Raw genomic sequence first — 24,245 nt, 5'->3', positions numbered from 1 at the left:
GCATAATACTCCATGGTCGTCTCTCCCTGATGCTTGGAGCGAGGCTCATCCCTCTGACTCCGTAACACCATCAATGTGAGGGACGACCGCCCGCCTTCCAGGCAGGCCGCGCGAAGCGCGCCACCAATGGCGCCGTAGCAAGCGCGGCTTGCCTGGAAGGCAGACCGGGGCCCGTTACCCCATCTACAGATTCGTCGGTTGCACTCGGCTGACCTCTCCACCGCTCAGTTTCGCCAAGCATTCATTAACCGGTGCCGGGGTACGGTGCCCTCAGGTTTGAGGAGTGCTGCGTATGGATATGATGGCGATGGTTTCGAGCATGCTCGCGATGCAGGCGGCGGGCACGCAGCAGCAGATCCAGACCTCGATCATCAAGCAGAATGCGGATGCCGAGAAAGCCGCGGTTCAGACGCTGCTCGGCACGCCCTCGACCGCCAATCTCGCCCCCGGCGTCGGCGGCAACCTCAATATTGCGGCCTAAGCCAGCCCCCGACTAACCGTTAAACCCTCATGGTGAGCAGGCGCTTTAGCGCCGTCGCGAACCATGTGGCCCCGCTGGTGCCATTCATCCTTCGAGACGCCGCTAACGCGGCTCCTCAGGATGAGGTCTGACAGGGGAGACCGGGGGCAATGCCGCCGCCACTGCGTGGCCCCTAAGACCCCGCCTTCTTCGGCTGCATCGCGCCCGTGATCAGCTTGATCGCGTCCTCGCTGGCCCATTCGGCGGGGCCGGCAAGGGTGGCGATCTCGCAGCCCTGGGCGTCCACCAGCACCGAGGTGGGCATGCCCAGCGCCTTGCCTATGTTTTTAAGATCCTGAAAAACCTTGGCTTTCTGGTCGGCGAAATAGCCGAGCCGGGTCAGATTGGCCTCCTTGAGGAAGTTCTTCGGCTTCTCGGGGTCGCGGGTGTCGATGTTGATGGCGACCACCTCGAAATCCTTGCCGCCGAGCTTGGCCTGCAGGTTCTCCAGCGCCGGCATTTCCTTGCGACAAGGCACGCACCAGGTGGCCCACAGGTTCACCAGCACGGTCTTGCCGCGCCACTCCGACAGCTTCCTCGGCTTGCCCTCGGCATCCTCGAAGGCGAGGTCGGGCAGCCGCAACGGCGTCGTCGCCATGGTCAGCGCGGCCACCTCGCCATGCGCCAATGGCGATATCTTGCGGGCCAGTTCGACGGCTCCCGCACAGGACGGGTCGCCGCCCGTCCCGCGCTTGAAGCTGCCGAGCCCGTAAAACGCGCCCAATCCGACCACGCCCGCAGCCGCCACCGCACCGATGGTGATCGGGATCCGGCGCCGCGTGGTGGGGCGGGGCGGGGACATTTCGGGCATATCGTTTGTCATCCTGTGTCAGATATGGCTATGCAGGGCTCAAGACTACGGTCGAGTTACGGCCGAAACCGGCGCGGCGTTTCGTATGGGCTCGACGATATAGATGGCAGGGCTTGAGAAGTCATGAGCAACAAGATGTGGGGCGGCCGGTTCAGCGAGCGCCCCGATGCGATCATGGAGGAAATCAACGTCTCGATCGACGTCGATCGTCACCTCTATTCCCAGGACATCGCCGCGTCCAAGGCCCACGCTGCAATGCTGGCCGCGCAAGGCATTATCACCGCGAGTGATGCGAAAAATATCGGCAAGGGTCTAGACACGATTTTGTCAGAAATCGGCAAGGGCTCGTTCGACTTCAAGCGTGCGCTCGAAGACATCCATATGAATGTCGAGAGCAGGCTTTCCGAACTGATCGGGCCGGCCGCCGGGCGGCTGCACACCGCGCGCTCGCGCAACGACCAGGTGGCGACCGATTTCCGGCTCTATGTCCGCGACACGATCGACGAGGCGGACGCGGCGCTGGCTGCCTTCCAGCTCGCGCTGGCCGAGCGGGCCGTGGAGCATGCCGCAACTGTGATGCCGGGCTTCACCCATCTGCAGACCGCCCAGCCCGTCACCTTCGGGCATCATCTGCTCGCCTATGTCGAGATGGCGGCGCGCGACCGCGGCCGTTTTGCCGACGCGCGCAAGCGGCTGAACGAATCGCCGCTCGGCGCCGCGGCGCTCGCCGGAACCTCGTTTCCGATCGATCGCGCTGCCACCGCCAAGGCGCTCGGCTTCGACCGCCCGATGGCCAATTCGCTGGACGCGGTATCGGACCGCGACTTTGTGCTCGAAACCCTGTCGGCGGCGTCGATCGCGGCCGTGCACATGTCGCGCTTTGCCGAGGAAATCGTGATCTGGACTTCGCCGCTGGTGGGGCTGGTGCGGCTCTCCGACAAGTTCACCACCGGCTCCTCGATCATGCCGCAGAAGCGCAATCCGGACGCGGCCGAACTGGTGCGCGCCAAGACCGGCCGGGTGATCGGCGCGCTCAACGGGCTTTTGATCGTGATGAAGGGGCTGCCGCTCGCCTATCAAAAGGACATGCAGGAGGACAAGCAGGGTGCGATGGAGGCGTTTTCCGCGCTCTCGCTCGCGATTCGCGCCATGACCGGCATGGTCCTCGATCTCGTCCCCGACGAGGCGCGGATGAAGGCCGCGGCCGGCGAGGGCTACGCCACCGCTACCGATCTCGCCGACTGGCTGGTGCGGACGCTGAAGATGCCGTTCCGCGACGCCCATCATGTTACCGGGCGAATCGTGGCGCTCGCGTCGAAGCAGGGCATGGCGCTGCACGAATTGCCGCTCAAGGCGATGCAGGAGGTCGAGCCTGACATCACCGCGGACGCCCTGCGCGTGCTGTCGGTGGAGGCCTCGGTGAAAAGCCGGACCAGCTATGGCGGCACCGCGCCGAAGAACGTGCTTTCGCAGGCCAAAGCCTGGCTGAAGCGGCTGGAAAAAGAGCAAAAATCGGGCTGAGCGAAATTTTCGCTGCAATTTCTTGGGTTTTTCCTTGAGTTTCCTTGGGTTTTTCTTGGGTTTCCGTGGCCGATCGGCACTCGCCAGACTGCGGCAACCTTTGTATGGTGCGGCGCGCATTGGGGATTTCGTCGTGATCAATAACTACCGCCCGTCATCGTCGGGATGGGCCATTATCGTGCTGAGCGTGACCGCGCTCGCGCTCGGCGGCTGCGGACGCAAGGGCGGGCTCGATTTGCCGCCAAGCGCGCCGCCGCAGGCGCAGGCCACGTCGGATACCGAGGCCGAGCGCGCGGCACAGCCCGGCGTCTTCAATTCGACCAACGGATCCGAGGCGGGCCCCAGCGCCCCCAAGGGCGGCAAGAAGAAATTCGTTCTCGATCCGCTGCTGGACTGAGACTGAGCACGCCATGAATCACTTCGACTATCGCAACGGCGTGCTGCACGCCGAGGCCGTGAATCTGTCCGAGCTCGCGGATGCCGTCGGCACGCCGTTCTATTGCTATTCGACGGCGACGCTGGAGCGTCACTACCGCGTTTTCACCGAGGCCTTTGCCGGCGAGAAGACGCTGGTCTGCTACGCCATGAAGGCCAATTCCAACCAGGCGGTGCTGCGCACCCTGGCGAAACTTGGTGCCGGCGCCGACGTCGTCTCCGGCGGCGAGTTGAAGCGGGCGCTGGCGGCGGGGATTCCGCCCGGCAAGATTCTGTTTTCCGGCGTCGGCAAGACCGAGACGGAGCTGCGCGCGGCGCTCGCGGCCGACATCCTCTGCATCAACGTCGAGTCCGAACCCGAACTGGAACTGCTGTCCAGGCTCGCGGTCGAGACCGGCAAGACCGCGCGGATTTCGTTGCGGGTCAATCCGGACGTCGACGCCGGCACGCATGCCAAGATCGCCACCGGCAAGTCCGAGAACAAGTTCGGCATTCCCATTGCACGCGCACGCGAGGTCTATGCCCGTGCGGCCAGCTTACCGGGGATCGAGGTGACCGGCACCGATATGCACATCGGCAGCCAGATCACTGACCTCTCCAAGATGGAGACCGCGTTCCGGATTCTTTCCGATTTCGTGCAGACGCTGCGCGCCGACGGCCACAAGATCGAGCATATCGATTTCGGCGGCGGGCTCGGCATACCCTATCACGCCGACCGCGAGGCGCCGCCATTGCCGTCGGCCTATGCCGCGATGGTCAAGCGGGTGACGCACAATCTCGGCTGCACGCTGATGTTCGAGCCCGGGCGGATGATCGTCGGCAATGCCGGCATCCTCGTCTCCCGCGTCATCTATGTGAAGCCGGGCGAAGCCAAGAACTTCGTCATCATCGACGCCGCGATGAACGATCTGATCCGCCCGACGCTTTACGAAGCCCACCACGACATCCTCCCGGTTCGCGAGCCGGCCAAGGATGTGCGGACGATCACGGCCGACGTGGTCGGACCCGTCTGCGAGACCGGCGACTATCTCGCGCTCGATCGCAATTTGCCCGAGCCCAAGCCCGGCGATCTCCTGGCGATCATGACCGCCGGCGCCTATGGCGCGGTGCAGTCCGGCTTCTACAATACGCGGCCTTTGGTGCCGGAAGTCCTGGTCAAGGACGACCGGTACGCCGTGGTCCGCCCCCGCATCGAGGTCGAGGAATTGATCGCGATGGACAAGCCTGCGCCGTGGTTGTGATTTCGTAGGATGGGTGGAGCGAAGCGATACCCATCACGTTTCCGCACCGGGATTGATGGGTATCGCTTTCGCTCCACCCATCCTACGCACTACCTCCCTTCGCGCCGCCGACCACCACCCCCGCTGCCTTTTCGATCGGCTTGATCGCCGCGGTGAAATCCGACTCCGCGCCCTCGTCGCGGATGATGACTTCCCACAAGCGCCCGACCGCTTCGGCGACTTCCATCGACAGCCCCAGAGATTTCATCTCTTCCAGCGCGAGCCGCACGTCCTTCACCATCAGTCCGGTGGCAAAGCCGAAATCGAAACTGCGCGGCAGCACCGAGCGCGGAAACTTGTCACGGCTCGCCGTGTTGAGCCCGGAACCTGCATTGATGACGTCGATCATCACGGCCGGATCGAGCCCCGCCTTGACGCCCATCACAACCGCCTCCGACGTCGCCACCATCGCGGTCGCCGACAGGAAGTTGTTCGCCAGCTTCATCGTTTGCGCCGAGCCGGGCTTTTCGCCGATGAAAAACACTTTTCCGATCACGTCGAGCGCGGGTTTTGTCAGCTCGTAATCGGCGCGCGGGCCGGAGACCATCACGGCCAGCGTTCCCTTCTCGGCGCCGCCGACGCCGCCGCTGACGGGGCTGTCGATCTGCACGATGTTGTTCTTCGCTAGAAGACCGTGAATCTTGGCCGCCATTTGCGAGCCGACGGTAGAGAGATCGACGAAGCGTTTGACGCGGCTCCCCTCGATCACGCCGCCCGCGCCGGTCGCAACCTCGAGCGAAGCCTGCAGCGACGGCAGGCTCGCCAGCACCGTCTCGCAGCGATCGGCGATATCCTTTGGCGACGATCCGGCCTGCGCGCCGAGCGCGACGAGCTTGTCGATGGCTTCCCGCCGCGTATCGAACACGGTGAGTTGATGCCTGGCCTCGATCAGGCGGCGCGCCATCGGGAAACCCATTTTCCCGAGGCCGATGAATCCGATTTCCATGGTGATGTTTCCTGAATTGTCGGGAGGCGGTCCTCATCCTGAGGAGCCGCGTGAGCGGCGTCTCGAAGGATGAATGGCACTAGCGGGGCCACATGGTTCGAGACGGCGCTTGCGCGCCTCCTCACCATGAGGGGCGAGAGCCTCAACCCTTGTCCAACTCCGCGAACACCTCGCGCGCGATGCGAAAGCTGTCGACGCCGGCGGGGATGCCGGCATAGATCGAAACCTGCATGAAGATCTCGCGGATCTCGTCGCGACTGACGCCGTTGGTCAGCGCGCCCTTGATGTGTGCTTTCAGTTCATGTGGGCGGTTCAGGATCGAGATCATGGCCAGATTGAGCATGCTGCGGGTCTTGCGCGGCAGTTCCTCGCGGCCCCACACCGCGCCCCAGCAATATTCGGTGACGAGTTCCTGGAACGGCTTGTTAAAACTGTCGGCGCTCTTCAGCGCGTTGTCGACATAGGCCTCGCCGAGCACCGCTTTGCGAATTTCCAGTCCCTTGTCGTGTGTCTTCTGGTCCATGTCGCTTCCTCGTAGTTTTACGGTTCGGCGCGGACGTTACGGGGAGGGACGCCCGCAGTCACGCCTTCGTGTTATGTTATGCGTATTTCCGGGTATGGGTTACCCCGGGAACGGGTGCCTCATTGCCGCCGTTGTGCTAGGCTGACTTACCGACAACCCGGAGAGATTGTTGAGCGGCGCTTCCCCCGACCCCACAAAGCCAGCGCGCGAGCCGGATGCCGTCGCGCGGCTTCAACTGACGCAGGCTCTGCAACGGGCCCAGTACGCGATTGCGTGGGAACGTACCTGGCCAGGGCTCGTCCGGTTTCTGAGCGTCATTGGGCTGTTCCTGGTGGTGTCCTGGGCCGGATTATGGCTGGCGCTGCCGTTCCTTGCACGCGCGATCTGCCTCGGCCTGTTCGCCCTCGCGGCGCTGGCCGCATTGTTCCCGCTCGCGCGATTTCGCTGGCCGAGCCGCGAAGAGGCGTTGAGCCGGCTCGACCGCGGCACCGGCATTCGCCATCGCCCGGCGACCGCGCTGACCGATACACTCTCGACCAGGGATCCGATCGCGCAGGCGCTGTGGCGGGAGCAGCGCGAGCGCACGCTGGCCTCGATCAAACGGATCCGCGCCGGGCTGCCTTCGCCGCGGCTGGCGATCCACGATCCCTGGGCGCTGCGCGCGCTGGTCATGGTGATGCTGGCGGCTGCCTATGTCGCCGCCGGCGACGAGCGCCGGCTACGAATTGCCGCGGCGTTCGACTGGAACGGCGTGCTGGCGCCGGCCAACGTCCGGGTCGATGCCTGGGTGACCCCGCCGCTCTATACCGGCAAGCCGCCGGTCATTCTGTCTGCCGCCAACAGGGATGCAGCTTCTCCCGAGAGCGGGGCACCATTGCCGGTGCCTGCAGGCAGCACGCTGCTGGTGCGCTCCAGCGGCGGCAATATCGACGTCGTGGTCGGCGGCGGCGTGACCGAGGTCGCGCCCAGCGAGCAGGCGCCGAAGGGCACCAACGAACGGCATTTCAAGATCACGGGTGACGGCACCGCGCATGTCCGCGCGCCCTCCGGCCAGCCGCTGTGGCGCTTCGCGGCGACGCCCGACCGTGCCCCGACCATCTCGCTGGCGAAGGATCCGGAGCGCCAGGCCCGCGGCTCGCTGCAGACGTCCTACAAGCTCGAGGATGATTACGGCGTCACCGAAGCGCGCGCGCAATTCGCCGTCCGTGTTCCCGATTCCGGCAAGGATGGGAATAAGGAAGGCAACAAGGAAGACAAGAGCAAGGAGGCCGACAAGGCCGAGCCACGGCCGCTGTTCGAGCCGCCGCAGTTTGCGCTGGTGCTGCCGAATGCGCGCACCCGCAACGGCGTCGGCCAGACCGTGAAGGATCTCAGCGAGGATCCCTATGCCGGCGCCGACGTGACGCTGACGCTCACGGCCAAGGACGAGGCCGGCAATGAGGGCAAGAGTGCGCCGTTCAACATGCGGCTGCCGGAACGGCTGTTCGCCAAGCCCCTCGCGCGCGCCCTGATCGAACAGCGCCGCATTCTGGCGCTCGATGCCAATCAGAATTCGCAAGTCTTTACCGCCCTCGATGCGCTGATGATCGCGCCGGAATTGTTCACACCCGAAGCCGGTCACTATCTCGGTCTCTTCAGTGTCAAGCACCAACTGGAGGAGGCGCGAACCGATGCCGCGCTGCGCGATGTCGTCGCCAGCATGTGGGCGCTTGCCGTCACCATCGAGGACGGCAACATCACCGATGTCGAGAAGGCGCTGCGTGCCGCGCAGGACGCGCTCAAGCAGGCGCTGGAGCGTGGCGCCACCGACGAGGAGATCAAGAAGCTGACGGATAATCTGCGCGCTGCGCTGGATAATTTCCTGCGCCAGCTCGCCGAGCAGTTCCGCAACAACCCGCAGCAACAGGCGCGCCCGCTCGATCCCAATACCAAAATGCTGAGCCAGCAGGATCTCAAGAACATGCTCGACCGGCTGGAGCGGATGTCGCGTTCGGGCGACAAGGATGCCGCCAAGCAGCTATTGGAACAGCTACAGCAGATGCTGGAAAACCTGCAGATGGCGCAGCCCGGCCAGGGCGGCGACAACGAGATGGAGCAGGCGCTGAACGAACTCGGCGACATGATCCGCAAGCAGCAGCAGTTGCGCGACAAGACCTACAAGCAGGGCCAGGATTCGCGGCGCGACCGCAATCGCGGCAAGCAGGGCGACCAGAGCATGGGCGACCTGCAGCAGGACCAGCAGGGCCTGCGCGACCGCCTGAAGAAGTTGCAGGAAGAGCTCGCCAAGCGCGGCATGGGCCCGGGCCAGCGCGGCCAGCAGGGCCAGCGTGGCGACCAGCAGGGGCAGCAGGGCCAACAGGGGCAGGGCCAGCAGGGTCAAGGTGGCGAGCAAGGCGACGGCGAGGACGGGCTCGATCAGGCCGATTCGGCCATGGGCGATGCCACCGGCCGGCTCGGCGAAGGCAATGCCGAGGGCGCGGTGGACTCGCAGGGCCGCGCGCTCGACGCGCTGCGCAAGGGCGCCCAGAGCCTTGCGGAAGCCATGCAGCAGGGCGACGGCGATCAGGCCGGCGACGGGCCCGGCAATCCCAGGGGCCGCCAGCAGGGCGCCGCGAACTCGACCGATCCGCTCGGACGGCCGATGCGCCATAACGAATTCACCGACGACTATACGGTGAAGATCCCCGGCGAGATCGACGTGCAACGGGTCCGCCGGATTTTGGAAGAACTGCGCCGCCGTCTCGGCGATCCGGCCCGGCCCCAGATCGAACTCGATTACATCGAGCGGCTGTTGAAGGATTATTGAGGGGCTCGGCTCAACCGGCGGTCATCACCCCAACTGTCGTCACCCGCGAAGGCGGGTGACCCAGTATTCCAGAGACGCCAGCGAGAGAGTTGAGAAGCTGCGGCGTACTGGATCCCCGCCGGAGCCTGTCATCGGGCGCGCTTCGCGCGACCCGTTGGCGGGGATGACGAGTTGAGGGCGCGCGGTGCTTACCGCTGGGCCTCACTCGCTTTGCAACTACCCAGCCTTCCGCGCCGCCAGCGCGTCCGCCACCGCGGTACGGATGTCGTGCACCGAAAACGGTTTCGTCACCACGTCGTGCACGATCGCATTGAGGCCGGAGGCGCGTTCGCGCTGGTCGGCGAAGCCCGTCATCAGCAGGATCTTCAGGTTGGGAAAATCGCGCGCCGCCGTCAGCGCCAGCGCGATGCCGTCCATGACCGGCATCTGGATGTCGGTCAAGAGCAGGTCGAACAGGCCTTGCTCGCGCGTCAGGATATCGAGCGCGTCGGCGCCGTCCTCGGCGGTGACGGTCTCGTGGCCATCCATGGCGATGGCGCGTGCCACCAGCGAGCGCATGGAGTCTTCGTCATCGGCAATCAGCACGCGTGGCATGAAGTCTTGATCTCTCGACTTGCGGAAGCGCGGCCAGGTTCAGGCGTGGCCGGCCAGATCCCGCTTGTTGAAAAAGCGTACGTCAATATTACGGCCTTCGGGCGGCGGCGAAGCCAGCCGCGACTTGAAATGGGCGCGCTCGCCGGGCTTGAGCACCGGCTGTTCCAGCACCGCGTTCCAGGCGTAGATCTCGGCGCCCTGCGCGTCGCGGACGGAGAAGCGCAGCCGCGGCAATTCGACCGGCTTCTTGGTCTCGCCGACGATCACGCCCTCGATGACCAGGACCGGCTTGCCGTCCACGGTCTCGTTGGTGATCTTGATGTCCTTGAACGCCAGCCCGCGCAGGTTCACTTCCAGCCCGACCATCTTGTAGAACGTCGCGGTTTGCGGTAGCAGCCGCACGATTTCGGCGCGCCAGATCATCAGCGCCAGTATCAGCGCGCCCATCGCGGCGCAGGCGGTCGGCAGGCCGACGGAGGCGATGAACGGAATACGGGGCAGGGAGGGCAGCCGGAAAAGACGGGCCAGCCGCTCGCGGTGCGTGGTGATCGGGATATCCCCATGGTCTTCCGCATCCCGCCGGGCAACCGATGGCCAGTCGCCGCCCCTGTCGCCACCTTGGCTCGACCCTTCGCCCTCGGCCGGCCAGCCTGCCGAAATCGAGGGACTGTCGACCACCGGGGTGTCCTGTTCCTCTTCCTCGCGCGCCATCGCCTCCCATTCGGCCGCGGCATCGTTTGCGGCCGGTTGGCTCGATTGCGCCGAAGCTGGCGGAGCGCTTGGCATGGCTGCCGGCATGGCGGCCAGTTCGATCGCGTCCTCGGGCCGCGCCAGCCAGGTTTCCTTGCAGCGGGAGCAGCGGACGGTGCGCCCGCCGGCGCCCAGGGTGGCCGGATTGATGGCGTAAGATGTTGTACAATGGGGACAAACGATATGCATGGAGCCCATCTCACCAGTGTCTTCGCCCGGATGCTACATACCGACCGTTAACGAATCGGAAACCATAACGGCCGCAAAACCGTTTTGTCCGGTTGGCGCCCAAACCAGCGGGCCACGAGCCCAAAGTTCAGGTTCGGGTCCAGGTTCAGGTTCACGTCCGGGGTTTCCGGCCACGGTCCACGCCGAGCGGAACTCGGCTACCGTCCATGCCGAGCGGAGCTCGGCCATGGTACATGTCGAGCGGAGCTGAGCTTGGTTCGGTTCGAAAATGTCGGTTTGCGGTACGGGCTCGGCCCGGAGATTTTGCGCGACCTCTCCTTCCTGATTCCGGCCCACTCCTTCCAGTTTCTCACCGGGCCCTCGGGCGCGGGCAAGACCTCGCTGCTGCGGCTGTTGTTTCTGTCGCTGCGGCCGACCCGCGGCCTCGTCAACCTGTTCGGCCAGGATGTCTCGCTGCTCGGCAAGGACCAGATCGCCGACATGCGCCAGAAGATCGGTATCGTGCTGCAGGATTTTCGTCTGCTCGACCACATGACGACCTACGAGAACGTGGCGCTGCCGTTCCGCGTGATGGGCCGTGACGAATCCAGCTATCGCCGTGAGGTGATCGATCTCCTGAAGTGGGTCGGTCTCGGCGAGCGCATGGACGCGCTGCCGCCGATCCTGTCGGGCGGAGAGAAGCAGCGCGCGGCGATCGCGCGCGCGGTGATCTCGCGGCCGCAATTGCTGTTGGCGGACGAGCCGACCGGCAGCGTCGATCCGACGCTCGGCCGGCGCTTGCTACGCTTGTTTATCGAATTGAACAGGCTGGGCACCGCGGTGATCATCGCGACCCACGACATCACGCTGATGGACCAGTACGAGGCGCGGCGGATGGTGCTGCACCAGGGACGGCTGCACATCTATGAGTAGGGCCGGTGACGAGCATGGGCCGCTGGTGGACCTCGGCAACGAACGTCCGCAGGTGCCGGCGCGGGCGCGCAACATGTCGCCGATCGTGCCGCGGGCGTCGATCTCCGGCCGAGCGCTGGTCGCCGTCGTCGCGATCATGACGTTCCTCGCTTCCATCACCACCGGCACCGTGCTGCTCGTCAGCGCGTCGGCAGCGGAATGGCAGTCCGAAGTCGCCAGCGAAATCACCGTTCAGGTGCGACCGCAGGCAGGGCGTGATCTCGAGCGCGATGCGGCCGCGGTGGTGGAGGCGATGCGGACGCAGCCCGGCATCGTCCAGGTCAAACCGTTCAGCAAGGATGAATCGGCCAGTTTGCTGGAGCCGTGGCTCGGCAGCGGGCTGTCGATCGAGCAATTGCCGGTGCCGCGCGTCGTCGTGGCGCGGGTCCAGCCCGGCACCACGCTCGACCTCGCGGCATTGCGCTCCAGGGTGACGCAAGTGGCGCCGTCGGCGAGCGTCGACGATCACCGCGCCTGGATCGAGCGCATGCGCTCGATGACTGGCGCCACCGTGTTTGCCGGCGTCGGCATTCTCGCACTGGTGATCGTGGCGACGATCATTTCGGTGTCGTTCGCGACCCGCGGCGCGATGGCGGCGAATCGCCCGATCGTCGAGGTGCTGCACTTCGTCGGCGCCGGCGACCGCTATATCGCCAACCACTTCCTGCGGCATTTTCTCCGGCTCGGGCTGGAGGGCGGGGTGATCGGCGGCGGCGCCGCGATGCTGGGTTTCGGCTTCTCCGAATCGATCGCCGGCTGGTTCTCGGGCACCCCCGTCGGCGATCAGTTCGCAGCGCTGCTCGGGACATTTTCGCTGCCGCCATCCGGCTATCTGGCGCTGGCGGTACAGGCCGTGGCGATTGCCGCCATTACCGCCTGGGCGTCGCGGCGGACGCTGTTTGCGACGCTGGACGATATCGATTGATTTGGGCCATTGGTATTTTCAAGTGAAGCAAGTCACGGACTTGACCCGCGGACCGGGACTCCACTTCGCCTGAAAACGTTCTAGAATTATCCGTGGGACGAGGATTGCCGGACGATATGGATTTGCAGCACGACGATAGCACGCCGAGGGCGGGTGCGGCGCGGCCGCGCGGATGGCTGCGTGCGGCCATCGTCGGTTCCATGGCGATCCTGTTCGTCGGCGCGGCGGTAGGCTTCATCGCCTTTCTCTCGCAATTGCGCGGCGCCGAAATCAAGCCGGCGCGCAGCGCCGACGGGATCGTGGTCTTCACCGGCGGCTCGTCGCGGGTGTCGGATGCGATGGAATTGCTGGCCGGGGGCTACGGCAAGCGGCTGTTGATTTCGGGCGTGCATCCGACCAACGCCGCGCGCGACATTTCGCGCTCGCTGCCCGACAACCAGTCGCTGCTCGGCTGCTGCGTCGATCTCGACCGCTCCGCGGTCAACACGCGCAGCAATGCCGCCGAGACGCGGCGCTGGGCGCGGGAGCGCGGCTTCAAGTCGCTGATCGTGGTGACGTCGAACTACCACATGCCGCGGGCCATTCTGGAACTGTCGCATGCGATGCCTGATGTCACGCTGATTCCGTTCGCGGTGATCGGCGACAAATGGCGCGACGAGCCGTGGTGGACCAGCGGCGCGACGCTGCGTCTGTTGCTGTCGGAATATGTGAAATATGTCGCCGCCGAAGTGCGCGTGCGGCTGGCCGATGTCGGCATCGAGGTGATACCGGAAGCCGATCAGCCTACGCCGGCGCCGCGCCCGCCGGCGACCGCGCAAGCCAACTAGGCGCGTAGCTTCCGGCCTCTGTTGTCGAGCGAACGAGGCCCTCCGGCCGGGGGACAAGTAATCTGATGCGCGTCGGTGGCTACTTTCGCTGAATACGATTCAGATAATCGATAACAGCGAGGATGCGCGCTCGCACGACAACTTCCGGGCTTTTCTCCGGTCCGGCCATCCTCCAGTAAAATGGATCAACAGCGTGAGGCAAGTTGATAATGGGGTTGAATCGTTCTCCCCAAATTGGCATTTCACGCGTGCCGTGAGCGGGAATTGTTTTCGATCCATATATGGTTTCATAAACAGCATTCGTGGGAAAGACCCCGTTGTTGTTTTTGGCCAACATCGTCAAATCGGAAGGCGGTACCTTGAGCTGCTCGCTGACAGGTCCTTTGCCCTTTCCATCCGTGCCATGGCAGCTCGCGCACGAAGACTGAAATTCTGACTTACCGATGTCGACGTCTTCGGCCTGAGCCGCACCAGCAAACCCGGCAGTAAGGCCGGCAATCATCAACCGCTTCAGGCAACTGGTGATCATATCATGCCCTCGCCCGCAGTTTTCGGATAAATCTTACTAGCAGTCTTGGGTTTGGTTCAGTTTGACGCAGGTCAATACGACCTACATCCCGGATCACCACGACGCGCGTCAAAGAAGGGCTTCAAAGACGTCCGGTCGGAACAGCGATACCTTCGAAAATCGCCATACATGATCGTCCAACCGCACGTCAGACATTTCAGTCGGCTTTATGAGTACACACCCCAGTTCAACGGTCGCTGTCCTCTGTGGGAAGCGGCAGCGGATGCTGGTCGTGCAGCATCGCCGCGAGCCGGTGCAGTTGGGAATCGCGAAAGCCTTCCGCCTCGATCGCCTTGACTGTTGCGATAACATAGTCGCGGTTGACGCCGGACTGGCCGTGTCCCTGCAGTACATGGCGCAACTGCTCGGCGAGCGACAGCCGCCCGGCATATTGCACGTGGCCGCGATCGACCACGTAGACAAGCGCGCTGACGCGCTGGCGCGCCTCGTTCTCCAGCCACAATGAGCGCTTCACCTCGCGATAGACCGAGGTGACCTGCTCGCGCTCGCGCAAATAGGCGATGGTCGCTTCGCTGTTCTTTTCCGCGACCCGGAACGCAATGCCGCGGCAGGCGCCGCCGCGGTCGAGCCCAAGCACGAGGCCGGGCTTTTCCGGCGTGCCGCGGTGGACGAAGGAGTAGACGCAGAGCGCGCGGTGCTCGCCGATCAGCCGCGCCGGAACCCGTTCGATGAATTCGAAGCCCGGGCGCCACATCAGGGAGCCGTAGCCGAACACCCAGAGGTCGCCTTTCGAGAATTCCGTATCGTTGAACTCAATTGCGGACATGCCGGGTGCACCGCTATCAGAACGGCGCGACAAAGCGAAGTGGATTCAATGCCTTTTGTTGCGACGAGCGGATACTTACATTCGCCAAAATCGTTAGCCACCAAAATCGTTAGCCAAAGGACGCCGCATGCCCGACATGACCCCTGCGCCGCGCCGGCGCCCGCTGTGGCGCCTGTTCATCGCGCCTGCACTGCTCCTTGTTGTTGCCGCGGCATGGAGCGCATTCTGGTTCTATGCCGCTTCGGAAGTCGGCGTGCGCGCCGATGCGTGGGCGCTGCAGGAGGCAAAGGCCGGCCGGGTCTATGCGTGCGGCAAGCGTTCGGTGGCCGGCTTCCCGTTCCGCTTCGAAGTCCGCTGCGACGACGCCAGCGTTTCGCTGGTCTCGCAGACCGCCGGCGCGCAGATGCCGTTTACCGCGCGACTCGGCGAGATCATGGTGATCGCGCAGATCTACCAGCCGAGACTCTTGATCGCCGAATTCAAGGCGCCGGCTACGCTCGCCGATCGCGGCCAGCCGCCGTCGATGAAGGTGAACTGGACCTTGGGCCGCAGCAGCGTGAGCGGATTGCCCGATGTGCCGCAGCGCGCTTCCATCGTGTTCGACAATCCCTCGATCGACCGCGTCAACGGACCGGTCGAGACGCCGCTGGCGCGCGCCCGCCATGTCGAGCTGCACGGCCGTCTTGCCGAAGGCTCGACCAGGGATCAGCCCGTGATCGAGGCCGTGCTGCAGATATCGGGCGGCAACCTGCAGGAAGTGCACCCGGTGCTGGCGCAACCGTTCGACGCCGACATCCAGACCAAGCTCACCGGTTTGAAGGATTTTACGCCGAAGCCGTGGCCCGAACGTTTCAGGGAATTGCAGGCGGCGGGCGGTCATGTCGAGATCGTCCGCTCGCGGATTCAGCAGGGCGATCTGATCTCGCTGGCTGCCGGTACGCTGCGCCTCAATGCGCAGGGGCGGATCGACGGCGAATTGCAGATGACGGTGACAGGACTGGAGCGCGTGATTCCGGCGCTCGGAATCGAGAAGATGCTGGAAGAGGGCGTGCCGCAGGCAACGCTCGATCGCGTCGCGCCCGGCGTCAAGAGCCAGGACCTCAACAATCTATTCGGCGCGCTCGACAGGGCGATCCCGGGGCTCGGCAAGGTCGTCAAGCAGAACGCCAATGCCGGCGTCACCGCCAGCATCAACGCGCTTGGCAAGGAGGCGGAGCTGGAGGGGCGGAAAGCGCGCGCCTTCCCGCTGCGTTTTGTCGATGGCGCGGTGTTTCTGGGCCCGATAAAAGTAGGGCAGGTGCCGCCGCTGTTTTAAAGCGCAGGCTACCTGTAGGATGGGTAGAGCGAAGCGAAACCCATCAATCCTTGCGCGGAGCCATGATGGGTATCGCTTCGCTCCACCCATCCTACGGGACTGTCATCGTCCGCGGCGGACGATCCAGCATTCCAGAGACGGTCGTGATTGAAACGATAGGCCGCGGCGTACTGGATACCCCGCATGCGCGGGGTATGACGAGGTGGTGTGGAGCGGCACCTCGACTCCATCGCGAGGTCCGAATTGAACGATGACGTACTCCTCACTCAGCCTTCTTTTCCAGCGGCGGATGCGGCCGGCCGAAATCCGGTGCTGCCGAATCCTGGCCGATCTCGACGATGCCGCGGCGGATGGCGCGGGTGCGGGTGAAATGCTCGAACAGCGCTTCGCCGTCGTTGCGGCGGATGGCGCGGGTGAGTTTCGAGAGGTCCTCGTTGAAGGTGCCGAGCATTTCCAGCACGGCCTCCTTGTTGTTCAAGAACACGTCGCGCCACATCGTAGGATCCGACGCTGCGATGCGGGTGAAGTCGCGAAAGCCGCCGGCCGAGAATTTGATCACTTCCGACGACGTCACCTCTTCGAGTTCGTCCGCGGTGCCGACGATGGTGTAGGCGATCAGATGCGGCAGATGGCTGGTGATCGCCAGCACCAGGTCGTGATGATCAGGCGTCATGGTCTCGACCTTGGCGCCCATGCCGGCCCAGAACGCGCGCAGCGTTTCTACCGCCATGGGGTCGGTGCCCTCGGGCGGGGTGAGAATGCACCAGCGGTTGATGAACAGTTCGGCGAAGCCGGAATCAGGACCCGAATGCTCGGTGCCGGCGACCGGATGGGCCGGAACGAAGTGAACATTATCAGGCAAATGCGGCGCCATTTCGCGGACGATGGCGCCCTTCACCGAGCCGACGTCGGAAACGATCGCGCCCGCTTTCAGGAACGGCGCGATCTCCTGCGCCACCAGCCCGCAGGCGCCGACGGGGACGCAGAGGATCACGAGGTCGGCGTCGCTGACGGCCTCCGCGTTGGTCTCCAGCACGCGATCGACGATGCCGAGCTCGGTAACCCGCGCACGGGTTTTCGCCGAGCGCGCGGTGGTGACGATTTCGCTGGCGAGCCCCTGAGCCCGCACCGCGCGCGCGATCGAGCCGCCGATCAGGCCAAAGCCGATCAGCGCGACGCGTCGGAAGATCGGCACCGTACTCACTTGGCCGCCATGAAGTCGCGTAGGGCGTCGACGACGAGGCGGTTGGCCTCCTCGGTGCCGATGGTCATGCGTAGTGCGTGCGGCAGGCCGTAATTGTTCAGCGCCCGCAGCACCAGGCCGCGTTTGGTGAGGAACGCGTCCGCATCCGCCGAGGTCCTGCCCTTCTCGGTCGGGAAGTGGATCAGCACGAAATTGGCGACGCTCGGCGTCACCTTCAGTCCGAGTTTGCCGATCTCCTCCGTCAGCCAGTTGCGCCACTCCTCGGTGAACGCCTTCGACTTCTGGATATGCGCGGTGTCTTCGATCGCGGCGACCGCCGCCAGCATCGCCGGCGTCGAGACGTTGAAGGGACCTCGGATGCGGTTGACCGCATCGATGATGTGCGCCGGGCCGAACATCCAGCCGATGCGCAGCGCCGCCAGCCCGTGAATCTTGGAGAAGGTGTGCGTCATCACGGTGTTTTCTGTGGTGGCCACCAGCTCCAGGCCGAGCTCGTAATCGTTGCGCGACACGTAGTCGGAGTACGCAGCGTCGAGCACCAGCAGCACATGCGGCGGCAGGCCGGCGCGCAACCGCTTGACCTCGTCGAACGGCACGTAGGTGCCGGTCGGGTTGTTCGGGTTGGCGAGCCACACCAGTTTCGTGCGCGGCGTCACGCGCGCGAGAATGGCGTCGACGTCGGCGGTAAAATTGGTCTCGGGCGCGACAACGTTCTTGGCGCCGTTTGCCATCGTCGCGATCGGATAGACCAGGAAGCCATGGGCGGTCGAGATCGCCTCATCGCCCTGGCTGAGATAGGTGTGCGCCAAGAGATTGAGGATTTCGTCCGAGCCGGCGCCGCAGATGATGCGGTTGGGATCGAGCCCGTAGGCGCGGCCGATCGCTTCGCGCAGCACGCGCGAGGTTCCTTCCGGATAGTCCTCCAGATGATCAGCCACGTCTTTGTAGACTTCGATTGCCTTCGGCGACGGCCCGAACGGGGTCTCGTTGGCCGACAGCTTGAACACCTTGCGGCCCGGCTCCGGCACCGGGGTCTTGCCGGGCGTGTAGGGCGCAATATCGAGAATGCCGGGATTCGGCACGGGGCGGTTCATCTTCAACTCCGGAATTTCGGGCGGCGTTTTAAGGCTTCGCCGACCCGTTCGGGGGCACCGTATAGCGTGTTGCGTGGCTGCCGACGAGAGCCGACGAGCGCACCGAGGCGCCGGCCTGGATCAGGGCGGTCTTGATCTTTTCGAACCCGGTGCCGGCATCCGATACCAAAAGCGCTGCGCCGTCGAAAGCGGTATCGGGCACGGCGACGATTTCGGCGAGCGGGGCGAGCGCGCGGGCGATATCGGCGTTCCACCCGGAGACGCGGACGCTCCACATCTGCACCTCCGTCACCATGGCATCATCGGCCACGCGCGAGATCACGAATACCGGCAGCGCGGCCGGATGATCGGCGCGTTCGAGGAACGGCAGCCGGGCAATGATTTTTGGCGCGCCTTCGGCTTCCAGCGCACTCCACCACGGCGTGCGGCTCGAGACCGCCGAGACCAGCGCCAGATCGCCCTTCGATTTCGCCACGGCTTCAACCGCGGCCTGTGCGCTGAAATGGCCGACATAGGGCACGACAAAGCCGAAGTGAAACCGCGCCGAATCCCGCATCGCGGGCTCGCCGATCGAGACGTCCGCATGCACCGAGAACGGCGCCTGGACGTAAGTAAAGGTCGAGATGATGACGCGCCAGATGCTCTCGATGGTATCGAGCGGCAGGATGCCACGATGGCGCTCGACCAGGCTGCGCATCATGCTGGCCTCGCGCGCGGGCCGGAACGCCGAGCCCACCTCCTGGGTCTGCTTCACCTGGATCAGCCGGTCGATGATGTCGCCGCGCGCCATCAGCAGGCGATGGACCTGCTCGTCGATCGCGTCGATCTCCTTGCGCAATTCCTGCAGCGAGGGCGGAGCCGGGGGAGCCTTGGACATTTGGCATAACCTGATGAGAGCTTTACCTCATCCCTGCATAACGGCTTCGCCGTTATTGCTGGAGGAGCGGCGCCTCCGCCGCGTCTCGAAGGATGAAGCCCGTTCTCCCTCATGGTTCGCGACGGCGCAAGGGCGCCTGCTCGCCATGAGGCCTGCGAGCCCGGTTAACCATGCGGCTGCCTTGACGGGGGACCTGCTTCGGACTAGCTTTGTTCCATTCCGTGGTCATTTGAGCCGGCCGGCTTGCAGCCACGTTAAACAACTCGCTAAACAGGCCGGGGACAGATTGATCCCGGCCGAACCTTTCGTTCAGGCCGGGTTTTTTACGGCCTGATTTCTGTCCTTAAGGACCTCCGCGAGGAGGAAGGTCGGGATGACACAATTGCAGTCGGTATCCAGTCCGTCGATTCACAGCGAGGACCGCGCCCACGAGGCCGATCATCCGACCTCGCCGGTGGCCAAATTCGGCATCGAGCAGCCCTTGAAGCTCGATTGCGGCGTCGATCTCGCGCCGTTCCAGATCGCGTACCAGACCTATGGCGAGTTGAACGCCGACCGCTCCAACGCGATCCTGATCTGCCACGCGCTGACGCTGGATCAGCATGTCGCCAACATGCATCCTCTGACCGGCAAGGCCGGCTGGTGGGAAATCATGGTCGGTCCAGGCCGCCCGCTCGATACCGACAGATATTTCATCATCTGTTCTAACGTGATCGGCGGTTGCATGGGATCGACCGGCCCGGCCTCGACCAACCCGGCGACCGGCAAGGCGTGGGGACTGGATTTTCCGATCATCACGATCCCCGACATGGTCCGCGCCCAGGCCATGTTGCTCGACCGGCTGGGCATCCAAACATTGTTATGCGTCATCGGCGGCTCGATGGGCGGCATGCAGGTGCTGCAATGGACGGCCGCCTATCCGGAACGGGTGTTTTCGGCGCTGCCGGTCGCCTGCTCGACGCGCCATTCGGCGCAAAACATTGCGTTTCACGAACTCGGCCGGCAGGCCGTGATGGCCGATCCGGACTGGCACCACGGGCGCTATTTCGAACGCGGCACGCATCCGCATCGCGGGCTGGCGGTGGCGCGGATGGCAGGGCACATCACCTATCTTTCCGACGCCGCGCTGCATCGCAAGTTCGGGCGGCGGATGCAGGATCGCGAACTGCCGACGTTTTCGTTCGACGCGGATTTCCAGGTCGAAAGCTATCTGCGCTATCAGGGCTCGTCCTTTGTCGAGCGCTTCGATGCCAACAGCTATCTCTATCTGACGCGCGCGATGGACTATTTCGATATCGCCGCCGACCATGACGGCGTGCTGGCGGAAGCGTTTCGCGGCATCAAGACCCGCTTTTGCGTGGTGTCGTTCACCTCCGACTGGCTGTTTCCGACCTCGGAATCGCGCGCGCTGGTGCATGCCCTGAACGCCTCCAGCGCGCGGGTGTCGTTCGCCGAGATCGAGACCGATCGCGGCCACGATGCCTTCCTGCTCGACGTGCCCGAGTTCTTCGACATTTCCCGCGCCTTCCTGGAATCCGCGGGCAAGGCGCGCGGCCTCGATGGTACAGGCGGTTGATATGGCCCGTCAGGAACAAGCCTTGCCGCTCGGCGGTATAGCGCCCGATCGCACGGGCAAGTATCGCACCGATCATCTCCTGGTCGCCGAGATGATTTCGGCCGGCTCCAAAGTGCTCGACGTCGGCTGCGGCGACGGCGAATTGCTGCAACTCCTGGAGAGCCGGGGCATCGATGGTCGCGGCATCGAGCTGTCGCGCGAGGGCGTCAACCGCTGCGTCGCCAAGGGCCTCGCCGTGGTGCAGGGCGACGCCGACACCGACCTCGTCAACTATCCCGACGACGCTTTCGATTACGTCATCCTGTCGCAGACGCTCCAGGCGACGCGGCAGCCGAAGCCGGTCCTGGAGAACCTGCTGCGCATCGGCCAGCGCGCGATCGTGTCGTTCCCGAATTTCGGCTTCTGGAAGATGCGGCTGCAACTGCTCGTCGGAGGCCACATGCCGCGTACCGAAAATCTCCCGGCGACCTGGTACGACACCCCGAACATCCATTTCTGCACGATCAAGGATTTCGTGCAGCTCTGCGACGAGATCAACGTCAAGATGGAGCGCGCGGTGGCGCTCGATCTCTACGGCCGCCCCGTGCCGCTGAACCTGCCCTGGTGGGTCTGGAACATGTTCGGCGAGCAGGGCGTGTTCTTGCTGAGCAGGGGCGGGAAGGGGAAGTGACACCGTCATTGCCAACGCACGTGAGGTGAGCACGCCGTTAGGGCTCCCTCCCCCCTTGCGGGGGAGGGTTGGGGAGAGGGGTAGCCCCGGGCTCCTGCCGAAGAGATACGGAGAGCTCGCGCAACACACGATCCGTTGCCATAGAAAGCTTTCGCGGAGGCTTATTCCTGTCCGTCCAACGACGGAGCAAGCGGCCCCCCTCTCCCTAACCCTCTCCCGCAAGGGGAGAGGGAGCCCATCCGCCGGTACGTCCCTCACACGTGGTTGTCACGCTGAGGCGCAACTTGCAGTGACCGTGACAGCTAGACGTGAACCGCCACCATCGACCTCGGATCGCGTGCCGGCCATCGCCCGGCCTCCGCCAGCGCGATGAACCGCTCCACCATCTCGTTGAATAGCGCCGGCTCTTCCAGATTGAGCACGTGGCCCGATTTCGGAAAGAACGAAAGCCCGGCGGCCGGCAAATGCCGCTTCAGGAACAGGCTCGGTTCAATACAATTGTCGTCCTCGTCGCCGCACAGGATCAGCGCCGGCGTCGGCACGCGTCGGATCGCATCCGTCATGGTGTAGATCGACGGTCGCTTGCCCTGAAAGCTGCGCATGGTGTTGGCCGAGCCCCTGGCATCGTGCCGCGCCAGCGCGGCGTAAAAATCGGCGTGGCCGCGCGGGTCTTTCAGCAAAAATGGAATCCGGCTCGGCGCCTCACGCGTCTCCTTGGCGACTTCAACCGATCCGATCGCCTCATACTGCCCGGCATTGGCGGCGCATTGCGCGCGGAAGGCGTTGAGATGTTCGAGTGACGAGCCGGCACCGACCGCGGCGAGCGTCATCGACAGCGCGCGGTCGGCTGCGTTGAGGCCAACCTGCAGCGAGGAATAGGAGCCCATCGAGAGGCCGACGAAATGCGCTTTCGCAATGCCGAGGTGATCGAGCACCGCGAGCGCGTCGGTGTAGAAATACTCGTAGGTGTAGACCTCGGCCGTATCAGGCACGTCGGATGGCGTATAGCCGCGCGCCGAATAGGCGATGCAACGATGGCCGCGCGAGAAGTAGCGCATCTGCGGCTCCCAATTGGTGTGGTCGGCCGCAAATTCGTGCAGGAAGATGATCGGCGTCCCGATTCCGGCCTCTTCGAAATAGAGACGGACGCGATCCTTGGCGGCGGCATAAGGCATTTCGTTTTCCTCTCGATTTTCTTGCTTTTGCGTAACTTCCTTGCGCAGCTAACCCACAAAATTGCAATTAATTCTCGGGGCTGCAATGCGGCAGGTAAGGCTCATTTTCGCCATCGAATCGCCGCGGAATTACCCCGAAATTGTTTCCTCTCCGCCACATAAAATCTTCCTCTCGTCACACCCCGCAACGCAAAACGCCGGCCGCGTTCGTTCGTAGACGAACGCAAAGTGTGGGAGTGTTAGAGGACCAAGTATGAGTCAGTTGTTTGCGTTTCGCCAGTCGCTTCGTTTCGTCGCGCTGGCACTGTGTTCGGCTTCCATTTTCGTATTTGTCTCTCCGGCTTTAGCAAAACCAAATCACGGCGCAGGGCGACACGCTCGCGCTCACGCCGGCCATCACGTCAAGCATCATTACGCCTACCGCCACCATCGCCATGCTCTCAGGATGTCGCGCTGGGAGCGCAGGGCTGCACGCATGCAGGCGGGCGGCTTTGTCGAGAACAACCCGAGCTTCATGGGAACGAGCTTCATGGGAAACCGCGCCGAGATGGCGACACCCGGCGGCTTCGTCTCGTCCAGCACAGCAAAGGCAGCGCGCGCCGATCGCGCCGGCCGTCGTGCCCGGCTCCGGCACGCCGCGCACACATCGCGCTGGGAGCGCGCGGTCACGCAGATGCACGCGCGGGGCCTTGCCGATGCCAACGCCAGCGTCGCGCCGGGAACGAGTGTCGAATCCAATTCAACGGTACCGCCGACCAGCGGCGCGATGGCCTCAGGCTACACCTCATCGAACGTCGTCGCCGAAGCACGGAAATATCTCGGCGGCAACCCCACGGGACGCGGCAGCCTGTGGTGTGCGCGGTTCATGAACATGGTTCTGCAGCATTCCGGCTATCGCGGCACCGGCTCGGACATGGCGAGCTCGTTCGCGAAGTACGGCCAGCGCATTTCCGGTCCGCAGGTCGGCGCGATTGCGGTGATGTCGCGCGGCCGCCGCGGCGGCCATGTCGGCATCATCACCGGCATCGACGCCAAGGGCAATCCGATCATGATCTCCGGCAACAGCGGCAACCGCGTCCGCGAGTTGCCAGTCTCGCGCGGCCGTATCTACGCCTACGTGATGCCGACGAACTGATCGGACAGCATCCAGGACTCGTAGGGTGGGCAAAGCCACCGGGGCGCGCATTCGCGCGACCCGGTGGCTTGCCCACCCTACGCCGCTGACGAGGAGAGATAGCCGCGATCGGAGGATATCCGACGGCGCCCGTTTTGATCGAAGATCATTCGCTTACCGGAGCACTTCGACCTTCGCCGCCATGTCGGGAGCGCGTGTGACGCGGTATGTCGCGTTGCTACATTTGAGGACCCAGACGGCGCGGTCCGGCTGTGAGCGCTTCCTGTCCCTGGCGGCGCCGAGCGCCTTGTCGCAGGTAAACCCCTGCGTACGAATCTGAGCCGACAGCATGGTCTGCGGCGTTTCGGCAGGAGCCTGCTGCGCCTCTACTGGTGGGCTGAAAAGGACAGCAGCGATAGTCAGGAGTAACGATCCCCGTGTTTTGCGCATCACCTCAATCCTCCGAACAGACATCCCGCTCGTCTGAGTGCTGAACTATATGGCAAGAAAGCCGGCGTTGTCTGCCTTGAGTTAATGGGCACCACGTGGGTGAGGGCCACGAACACGGCGCGGACCAGCAGGAACAGCGCTGCGGCCTTCAGTGCGAATGGCAGCCGGTTCGGCCGCCAGGCCAGCAGTCCTGCTGTGAACGTCCCGTAAAATGAACAGGAAGCGTACGTTGAAAGGCCGGACCGGCTCAGCACAAAATCAGTGACGTAGTTGCTGGGATGGACGGTCGCGTAAGTGACGGCAGCGTGGATAGCAATGGAGCTGGCGGCGAGGAAAA

The 24,245-nt window shown here is 64.3% G+C and carries 24 protein-coding genes and 1 riboswitch; of the genes, 12 read left to right on the top strand and 12 right to left on the bottom strand.

Annotated elements, in window-relative coordinates; genetic code table 11:
- Positions 1-292: 292 nt before the first annotated feature.
- Positions 293-481, top strand: a complete 189-nt coding sequence (locus tag LMTR3_RS04260; protein ID WP_028348190.1) for a putative motility protein — start codon at positions 293-295, stop codon at positions 479-481.
- Positions 482-653: 172 nt separating this feature from the next.
- Here LMTR3_RS04260 and tlpA read toward each other — a convergent pair whose 3' ends face one another.
- Entirely contained in the window at positions 654-1,331 is a 678-nt protein-coding gene (tlpA, locus tag LMTR3_RS04255; RefSeq protein ID WP_502686599.1) for a thiol:disulfide interchange protein TlpA, read from the bottom strand.
- A 123-nt stretch (positions 1,332-1,454) separates the two neighbouring features.
- Between tlpA and argH the strand changes: the two genes are divergently transcribed.
- The 3 genes from argH (at position 1,455) to lysA (ending at position 4,528) form a co-directional block, all read left to right on the top strand.
- Positions 1,455-2,852: an argininosuccinate lyase gene (gene argH / locus LMTR3_RS04250; RefSeq protein ID WP_065743823.1), complete on the top strand. Its 1,398-nt coding sequence runs from the start codon at positions 1,455-1,457 to the stop codon at positions 2,850-2,852.
- 133 nt (positions 2,853-2,985) lie between these two features.
- Complete coding sequence (lptM, locus tag LMTR3_RS04245; RefSeq protein WP_065743856.1) at positions 2,986-3,249, top strand: LPS translocon maturation chaperone LptM; 264 nt, start codon at positions 2,986-2,988, stop codon at positions 3,247-3,249.
- Positions 3,250-3,262: 13 nt separating this feature from the next.
- Entirely contained in the window at positions 3,263-4,528 is a 1,266-nt protein-coding gene (gene lysA / locus LMTR3_RS04240; protein WP_065743822.1) for a diaminopimelate decarboxylase, read from the top strand.
- 82 nt (positions 4,529-4,610) lie between these two features.
- Here the strand turns inward: lysA and LMTR3_RS04235 are convergent, their stop codons facing one another.
- Both LMTR3_RS04235 and LMTR3_RS04230 read right to left on the bottom strand, forming a co-directional pair.
- Positions 4,611-5,513 carry an NAD(P)-dependent oxidoreductase gene (locus LMTR3_RS04235; protein WP_065743821.1) on the bottom strand — a complete coding sequence of 301 codons (903 nt, stop codon included), beginning with the start codon at positions 5,511-5,513 and terminating at the stop codon, positions 4,611-4,613.
- Positions 5,514-5,655: 142 nt separating this feature from the next.
- Positions 5,656-6,036: a carboxymuconolactone decarboxylase family protein gene (locus LMTR3_RS04230; RefSeq protein ID WP_065743820.1), complete on the bottom strand. Its 381-nt coding sequence runs from the start codon at positions 6,034-6,036 to the stop codon at positions 5,656-5,658.
- Positions 6,037-6,205: 169 nt separating this feature from the next.
- On the opposite strand from LMTR3_RS04230, the gene LMTR3_RS04225 reads away from it, so the two are divergent.
- Positions 6,206-8,842: a TIGR02302 family protein gene (locus LMTR3_RS04225; protein WP_065743819.1), complete on the top strand. Its 2,637-nt coding sequence runs from the start codon at positions 6,206-6,208 to the stop codon at positions 8,840-8,842.
- 216 nt (positions 8,843-9,058) lie between these two features.
- Here LMTR3_RS04225 and LMTR3_RS04220 read toward each other — a convergent pair whose 3' ends face one another.
- Positions 9,059-9,436, bottom strand: coding sequence for a response regulator (locus tag LMTR3_RS04220; protein WP_065743818.1), 378 nt, complete (start codon positions 9,434-9,436; stop codon positions 9,059-9,061).
- A gap of 39 nt (positions 9,437-9,475) precedes the next feature.
- The gene (locus LMTR3_RS04215; protein ID WP_065743855.1) at positions 9,476-10,375 is read right to left on the bottom strand and encodes an MJ0042-type zinc finger domain-containing protein; all 900 of its coding nucleotides are present in this window, start codon (positions 10,373-10,375) and stop codon (positions 9,476-9,478) included.
- 252 nt (positions 10,376-10,627) lie between these two features.
- Here LMTR3_RS04215 and ftsE point away from each other — a divergent pair, with 252 nt between their 5' ends.
- The 3 genes from ftsE (at position 10,628) to LMTR3_RS04200 (ending at position 13,078) form a co-directional block, all read left to right on the top strand.
- Positions 10,628-11,287 (top strand): cell division ATP-binding protein FtsE, encoded by a 660-nt coding sequence (gene ftsE / locus LMTR3_RS04210; protein ID WP_065743817.1) that lies wholly within the window; start codon positions 10,628-10,630, stop codon positions 11,285-11,287.
- Entirely contained in the window at positions 11,280-12,251 is a 972-nt protein-coding gene (locus LMTR3_RS04205) for a cell division protein FtsX (RefSeq protein WP_065743816.1), read from the top strand. Before ftsE ends, LMTR3_RS04205 begins: the two co-directional genes overlap by 8 nt.
- 116 nt (positions 12,252-12,367) lie before the next feature.
- Positions 12,368-13,078 carry a YdcF family protein gene (locus tag LMTR3_RS04200; RefSeq protein ID WP_065743815.1) on the top strand — a complete coding sequence of 237 codons (711 nt, stop codon included), beginning with the start codon at positions 12,368-12,370 and terminating at the stop codon, positions 13,076-13,078.
- Positions 13,079-13,157: 79 nt separating this feature from the next.
- Here LMTR3_RS04200 and LMTR3_RS04195 read toward each other — a convergent pair whose 3' ends face one another.
- Together LMTR3_RS04195 and LMTR3_RS04190 are read right to left on the bottom strand one after the other, a co-directional pair.
- Positions 13,158-13,607 carry a c-type cytochrome gene (locus tag LMTR3_RS04195; RefSeq protein ID WP_065743814.1) on the bottom strand — a complete coding sequence of 150 codons (450 nt, stop codon included), beginning with the start codon at positions 13,605-13,607 and terminating at the stop codon, positions 13,158-13,160.
- Positions 13,608-13,833: 226 nt separating this feature from the next.
- Positions 13,834-14,433: a gamma-glutamylcyclotransferase gene (locus LMTR3_RS04190; RefSeq protein ID WP_065743813.1), complete on the bottom strand. Its 600-nt coding sequence runs from the start codon at positions 14,431-14,433 to the stop codon at positions 13,834-13,836.
- A gap of 127 nt (positions 14,434-14,560) precedes the next feature.
- Here LMTR3_RS04190 and LMTR3_RS04185 point away from each other — a divergent pair, with 127 nt between their 5' ends.
- Positions 14,561-15,748, top strand: a complete 1,188-nt coding sequence (locus LMTR3_RS04185; protein ID WP_065743812.1) for a DUF2125 domain-containing protein — start codon at positions 14,561-14,563, stop codon at positions 15,746-15,748.
- A gap of 262 nt (positions 15,749-16,010) precedes the next feature.
- Here the strand turns inward: LMTR3_RS04185 and LMTR3_RS04180 are convergent, their stop codons facing one another.
- From LMTR3_RS04180 to LMTR3_RS04170, 3 genes are read right to left on the bottom strand one after another with little or no spacing between them, the layout of a single operon-like run.
- On the bottom strand, positions 16,011-16,952 hold the full coding sequence (locus LMTR3_RS04180; RefSeq protein WP_065743811.1) for a prephenate/arogenate dehydrogenase family protein: 942 nt from the start codon (positions 16,950-16,952) through the stop codon (positions 16,011-16,013).
- A complete protein-coding gene (gene hisC / locus LMTR3_RS04175; RefSeq protein ID WP_065743854.1) occupies positions 16,949-18,046 on the bottom strand; it encodes a histidinol-phosphate transaminase in 1,098 nt (365 codons plus the stop codon). The genes LMTR3_RS04180 and hisC overlap by 4 nt, the downstream gene beginning before the upstream one ends.
- 28 nt (positions 18,047-18,074) lie before the next feature.
- Positions 18,075-18,923, bottom strand: coding sequence for a chorismate mutase (locus LMTR3_RS04170; RefSeq protein WP_065743810.1), 849 nt, complete (start codon positions 18,921-18,923; stop codon positions 18,075-18,077).
- Between the two features lie 211 nt (positions 18,924-19,134).
- A riboswitch (SAM riboswitch) is annotated at positions 19,135-19,214 on the top strand.
- A gap of 82 nt (positions 19,215-19,296) precedes the next feature.
- Here LMTR3_RS04170 and metX point away from each other — a divergent pair.
- Positions 19,297-20,499, top strand: coding sequence for a homoserine O-acetyltransferase MetX (metX, locus tag LMTR3_RS04165; RefSeq protein WP_065743809.1), 1,203 nt, complete (start codon positions 19,297-19,299; stop codon positions 20,497-20,499).
- Between the two features lies 1 nt (position 20,500).
- Entirely contained in the window at positions 20,501-21,169 is a 669-nt protein-coding gene (gene metW, locus LMTR3_RS04160) for a methionine biosynthesis protein MetW (RefSeq protein WP_065743853.1), read from the top strand.
- A gap of 302 nt (positions 21,170-21,471) precedes the next feature.
- Here metW and LMTR3_RS04155 read toward each other — a convergent pair whose 3' ends face one another.
- Positions 21,472-22,344 (bottom strand): alpha/beta fold hydrolase, encoded by an 873-nt coding sequence (locus LMTR3_RS04155; RefSeq protein WP_065743808.1) that lies wholly within the window; start codon positions 22,342-22,344, stop codon positions 21,472-21,474.
- Between the two features lie 253 nt (positions 22,345-22,597).
- Between LMTR3_RS04155 and LMTR3_RS36065 the strand changes: the two genes are divergently transcribed.
- The gene (locus LMTR3_RS36065; protein ID WP_065743807.1) at positions 22,598-23,479 is read left to right on the top strand and encodes a TIGR02594 family protein; all 882 of its coding nucleotides are present in this window, start codon (positions 22,598-22,600) and stop codon (positions 23,477-23,479) included.
- Between the two features lie 153 nt (positions 23,480-23,632).
- On the opposite strand, the gene LMTR3_RS04145 is transcribed toward LMTR3_RS36065, so the two are convergent.
- Positions 23,633-23,908, bottom strand: a complete 276-nt coding sequence (locus LMTR3_RS04145) for a hypothetical protein (RefSeq protein ID WP_065743852.1) — start codon at positions 23,906-23,908, stop codon at positions 23,633-23,635.
- Positions 23,909-24,245 lie beyond the last annotated feature (337 nt).

The sequence above is a fragment of the Bradyrhizobium sp. LMTR 3 genome, from assembly GCF_001693485.1.
Taxonomy (GTDB): Bacteria; Pseudomonadota; Alphaproteobacteria; order Rhizobiales; family Xanthobacteraceae; genus Bradyrhizobium.
This window is presented reverse-complemented; position numbering and strand designations above follow the sequence as displayed.

What these genes read in the sequence shown, in the direction of transcription:
- LMTR3_RS04260 (WP_028348190.1), top strand. Translation starts at nt 293, where the DNA reads ATGGATATGATGGCGATGGTTTCGAGCATGCTCGCGATGCAGGCGGCG.
- tlpA (WP_502686599.1), bottom strand. Translation starts at nt 1,331, where the DNA reads ATGCCCGAAATGTCCCCGCCCCGCCCCACCACGCGGCGCCGGATCCCG.
- argH (WP_065743823.1), top strand. Translation starts at nt 1,455, where the DNA reads ATGAGCAACAAGATGTGGGGCGGCCGGTTCAGCGAGCGCCCCGATGCG.
- lysA (WP_065743822.1), top strand. Translation starts at nt 3,263, where the DNA reads ATGAATCACTTCGACTATCGCAACGGCGTGCTGCACGCCGAGGCCGTG.
- LMTR3_RS04235 (WP_065743821.1), bottom strand. Translation starts at nt 5,513, where the DNA reads ATGGAAATCGGATTCATCGGCCTCGGGAAAATGGGTTTCCCGATGGCG.
- LMTR3_RS04230 (WP_065743820.1), bottom strand. Translation starts at nt 6,036, where the DNA reads ATGGACCAGAAGACACACGACAAGGGACTGGAAATTCGCAAAGCGGTG.
- LMTR3_RS04220 (WP_065743818.1), bottom strand. Translation starts at nt 9,436, where the DNA reads ATGCCACGCGTGCTGATTGCCGATGACGAAGACTCCATGCGCTCGCTG.
- LMTR3_RS04215 (WP_065743855.1), bottom strand. Translation starts at nt 10,375, where the DNA reads ATGCATATCGTTTGTCCCCATTGTACAACATCTTACGCCATCAATCCG.
- LMTR3_RS04205 (WP_065743816.1), top strand. Translation starts at nt 11,280, where the DNA reads ATGAGTAGGGCCGGTGACGAGCATGGGCCGCTGGTGGACCTCGGCAAC.
- LMTR3_RS04200 (WP_065743815.1), top strand. Translation starts at nt 12,368, where the DNA reads ATGGATTTGCAGCACGACGATAGCACGCCGAGGGCGGGTGCGGCGCGG.
- LMTR3_RS04195 (WP_065743814.1), bottom strand. Translation starts at nt 13,607, where the DNA reads ATGATCACCAGTTGCCTGAAGCGGTTGATGATTGCCGGCCTTACTGCC.
- LMTR3_RS04190 (WP_065743813.1), bottom strand. Translation starts at nt 14,433, where the DNA reads ATGTCCGCAATTGAGTTCAACGATACGGAATTCTCGAAAGGCGACCTC.
- LMTR3_RS04185 (WP_065743812.1), top strand. Translation starts at nt 14,561, where the DNA reads ATGCCCGACATGACCCCTGCGCCGCGCCGGCGCCCGCTGTGGCGCCTG.
- hisC (WP_065743854.1), bottom strand. Translation starts at nt 18,046, where the DNA reads ATGAACCGCCCCGTGCCGAATCCCGGCATTCTCGATATTGCGCCCTAC.
- LMTR3_RS04170 (WP_065743810.1), bottom strand. Translation starts at nt 18,923, where the DNA reads ATGTCCAAGGCTCCCCCGGCTCCGCCCTCGCTGCAGGAATTGCGCAAG.
- metX (WP_065743809.1), top strand. Translation starts at nt 19,297, where the DNA reads ATGACACAATTGCAGTCGGTATCCAGTCCGTCGATTCACAGCGAGGAC.
- metW (WP_065743853.1), top strand. Translation starts at nt 20,501, where the DNA reads ATGGCCCGTCAGGAACAAGCCTTGCCGCTCGGCGGTATAGCGCCCGAT.
- LMTR3_RS04155 (WP_065743808.1), bottom strand. Translation starts at nt 22,344, where the DNA reads ATGCCTTATGCCGCCGCCAAGGATCGCGTCCGTCTCTATTTCGAAGAG.
- LMTR3_RS36065 (WP_065743807.1), top strand. Translation starts at nt 22,598, where the DNA reads ATGAGTCAGTTGTTTGCGTTTCGCCAGTCGCTTCGTTTCGTCGCGCTG.
- LMTR3_RS04145 (WP_065743852.1), bottom strand. Translation starts at nt 23,908, where the DNA reads ATGCGCAAAACACGGGGATCGTTACTCCTGACTATCGCTGCTGTCCTT.